Annotated in this window: 3 protein-coding genes; all 3 read right to left on the bottom strand. The window is 77.4% G+C overall.

Annotation, left to right across the window (positions count from 1 at the left end):
- Positions 1-397 (bottom strand): beta-ketoacyl synthase N-terminal-like domain-containing protein (locus B1205_RS32150; protein WP_441338542.1); only part of this gene is annotated, 397 nt, incomplete at its 3' end.
- Between the two features lie 23 nt (positions 398-420).
- Complete coding sequence (locus tag B1205_RS32145) at positions 421-2,178, bottom strand: type I polyketide synthase (protein WP_254910132.1); 1,758 nt, start codon at positions 2,176-2,178, stop codon at positions 421-423.
- Positions 2,175-3,191 (bottom strand): polyketide synthase dehydratase domain-containing protein, encoded by a 1,017-nt coding sequence (locus B1205_RS32140; RefSeq protein WP_441338541.1) that lies wholly within the window; start codon positions 3,189-3,191, stop codon positions 2,175-2,177. The genes B1205_RS32145 and B1205_RS32140 overlap by 4 nt, the downstream gene beginning before the upstream one ends.
- Between the last annotated feature and the right edge of the window lie 73 nt (positions 3,192-3,264).

The raw sequence follows: 3,264 nt of genomic DNA, 5'->3' as shown, positions 1-3,264 counted from the left end.
GCAGCAGCCGCTGCTGCGGGTCCATGGCGAGCGCCTCGCGGGGCGAGATGCCGAAGAAGGCGGGGTCGAACGCGGTGGCCTCGTAGAGGAAGCCGCCCTTGTCGGTGTAGGAGGTGCCGGGGTTGTCCGGGTCGACGGAGAAGAGCCGCTCCAGGTCCCAGCCCCGGTCGGTGGGGAAGTCGCCCACCCCGTCGCGGCCGTCGGCGACGAGCTGCCACAACGCGTCCGGGCCGTGCACGCCACCCGGGTAGCGGCAGGCCATGCCGACGATGGCCATCGGCTCGCGGTCCTTGGCCTCCACCTCGCGTACCCGCCGCCGCGCCTCGCGCAGGTCGGTCGTGGCGCGTCGAAGGTAGTCGAGGAACTCTGCCTCAGTGGGCATCGGGGCGCTCCGTATCGGGATCAGAGGTCCGGGGCATCTCAGGCGGTTCCGAGTTCGTCGTCGAGCAGGTGGAACAGCTCCTCGGCGCTGGCGGAGCTGAGGTTGCCGTCGCCCGCGTCGGGGTCGTCGGCGCCGCCCTCGGCGTACGTCCAGAGCGAGAGCAGTTCCCGCAGCCGGGCGGCGACGGCGGCGCGGTCGGTGTCGTCGGCGGCGATGGCGCGCATCGCGCCCTCCAGCTTGTTCAGCTCGCCGAGCACGGACAGCGCGGAGGTGCTCCGCTCGGCGAGCAGCGCGCCGCGCAGGTGGGTGACCATGGCGGCGGTGGTGGGCCGGTCGTAGATCAGGGTGGACGGCAGGCGCAGGCCGGTGGCGGCGCTGAGCCGGTTGCGGAACTCCACCGCGGTCAGCGAGTCGAAGCCCAGCTCGACGAAGCCCTTGTCGGCGTCCACGTCGCGGATCGAGGCGTAGCCGAGGACCGCCGCCGCGTGCGTGCGGACCAGGTCGGACAGCACCCGGTCGCGGTCCGCCTCGGCGGTGGCGGCGAGCGTGTCGCGCAGCGCCGCCGCGTCGCCGGTCGGGCTCGCCGCGGGTCCGGCGCCGGCGGTACGCACCAGGCCGTGCAGCAGGCGGGGCAGCGCGGGGCCGAAGCGGCCGAGCACCGCGTGGTCCAGGCTGACCGGCGCGATCGCCGGCTCGTCGTGGCGCAGGCCCTCGCTGAACAGCGCCATGCCCTCGTCCGGGCCGAGCGGACGGAAGCCGGCCCGGCTCATCCGCTCCTCGTCGACGTGCCCCTGCGGCCCGCCGGGCCCGTCCGGGTTGGCCCACGGCCCCCAGGCCATGGACGTGACGGCGAGCCCGCGCGCCCGGCGGTGGTGGGCGAGCGCGTCGAGGAAGGCGTTCGCGGCGGCGTGGTTGGCCTGGCCGGGGCCGCCGAACAGCCCGGCGGCGGAGGAGAACAGCACGAACGCGGCGAGGTCGAGTTTCTCGGTCAGCTCGTGCAGGTGCCAGGCGGCGTCGACCTTCGGCGCGAGGACGGTGTCGAACCGGGCCGGGGTCAGCGCGGGCAGCACGCCGTCGTCGAGGATGCCGGCGGCGTGCACCACGCCGACCAGCGGCCGGTCGGCGGGGATCTCGTCGAGCAGCACGGCGAGCGCGTCCCGGTCGGTGACGTCGGCGGCGACGACCTGCGCATCCGCGCCGAGCGCGGTCAGCTCGGCGACCAGGTCGGCCGCGCCGGGCGCGTCCGGGCCGCTGCGGCTGACCAGCAGCAGCCGCGGCACGTCGTGCCGGGTGACCAGGTGGCGGGCGACGAGCCGGCCGAGCGCGCCGGTCGCGCCGGTGACCAGGACGGTGCCGGCGGACAGGTCCGGTTCGGGCCGCTCCGGCGGCGGGCCGAGGCGGACCAGCCGGGGTACCCGGAGTTGGCCGGCGCGCAGCGCGAGCTGCGGCTCGCCGGCGCCCACCGCGGCCGGCAGCGCCACCGTGGAGCGGGGGTCGTCGTCGAGGTCGAGCAGCACGAACCGGCCCGGGTTCTCGGACTGGGCGGAGCGGATCAGCCCCCAGGCGGTGGCGGCGGGCAGGTCGGTGGGCCGGTCGTCGGCGTCGACCGCGACCGCCCCTCGGGTGACCACGACCAGCGGGGTCCCGGCGAGCGGGTCGCGGGTGAGCCAGTTCTGCGCCAGCGCCAGCGTGTCGTGGCTGACCAGGTGCGCGGCGCGGGCCGGGTCGGGTTCGTCGGCGCGCTGCCCGAGGCAGGTGGCGATCACCGCGTCCGGCCGGGCGGCGCCGCCGGTCACGGCCGCGACCAGGTCGTCCAGGTCCCGGNGGCGCGCCCGCTGCCCGCCTCGGGGGTGGTCCAGTCGAGGCGGTGCAGCGACCGGGCGGCGGCCCGGCGGGCGGTGTCGAGCTGGTCGGCGCTGATCGGGCGCAGCACGAGCGCGTCGAGGGAGGCGACCGGCGTGCCGCCGGTGTCGGTGACGGCGGCGGCGACCGCGCCCTCGGTCGGGGTGAGCCGGACCCGCAGCTCGCGGGCCCGGGTGGGGTGGATCGCCAGGCCGGTCCAGGAGAACGGCAGCCCGGGTCCGGCGGCCGGTGCGGCGGTCGGGTCCTGGCCGGGCGCGGAACCGGCGGTCGCGGAACCACCGGCGGTGGCCGGTGCGGCGGTGGCGGTCGGGGCCGTGGTGGCGCGGTGCAGCGCGTCGGCGCCGATGGTGTGCAGGGCGGCGTCGAGCAGCGCCGGGTGCAGGGTGAACGGGTCGGTCGGCGCGTCGGCGTCGAGTGCCACCTCGGCGAGCAGGTGGTCGCCGCTGCGCCAGGCGGCGCGCAGCGCCTGGAACACCGGCCCGTAGCCGTAGCCCTGCTCGGTGAGGTGCGGGTAGAGCGTGTCCAGCGGGATCGGTTCGGCGTCGGCGGGCGGCCAGGCGCCGCCGGCGGTGACGGTGACCGGCCGGGTGGGGGCGAGCAGGCCGGTGGCGTGCCGCTGCCAGGTCCGGCCGCCGCCCGACGTTTCGCCGTCGTCGTCGACGTGGGAGTGGATGGCGACCGGCCGGCTGCCGTCGCCGTCGGCGGCGCCGACGCGGACGCGCAGGTCGACGCCGCCGGTGGGCGGGACGACCAGCGGCGCTTCCAGGACCAGTTCGGTGACGTGGGCGGTGTCGACGGCGCGTCCGCTCCAGGAGGCCAGTTCGACCAGGGCGGTGCCGGGGAGCAGGACGGTGCCGAGCACGGCGTGGTCGGCCAGCCAGGGATGGGTGGCCAGGGAGATCCGGCCGGTGAACAGCAGCCCGTCGTCGCCGGGCAGGTCGGCCACGGCGTGCAGCAGCGGGTGGTCGACCGCGTCGAGGCCGGCGGCGGGCAGCCCGGCCGGGCCGGTGCCACCGCGC

Origin of the sequence: Micromonospora sp. NBS 11-29, from assembly GCF_002140155.1 — a bacterium.
Lineage (GTDB): Bacteria > Actinomycetota > Actinomycetes > Mycobacteriales > Micromonosporaceae > Micromonospora.
This window is presented reverse-complemented; position numbering and strand designations above follow the sequence as displayed.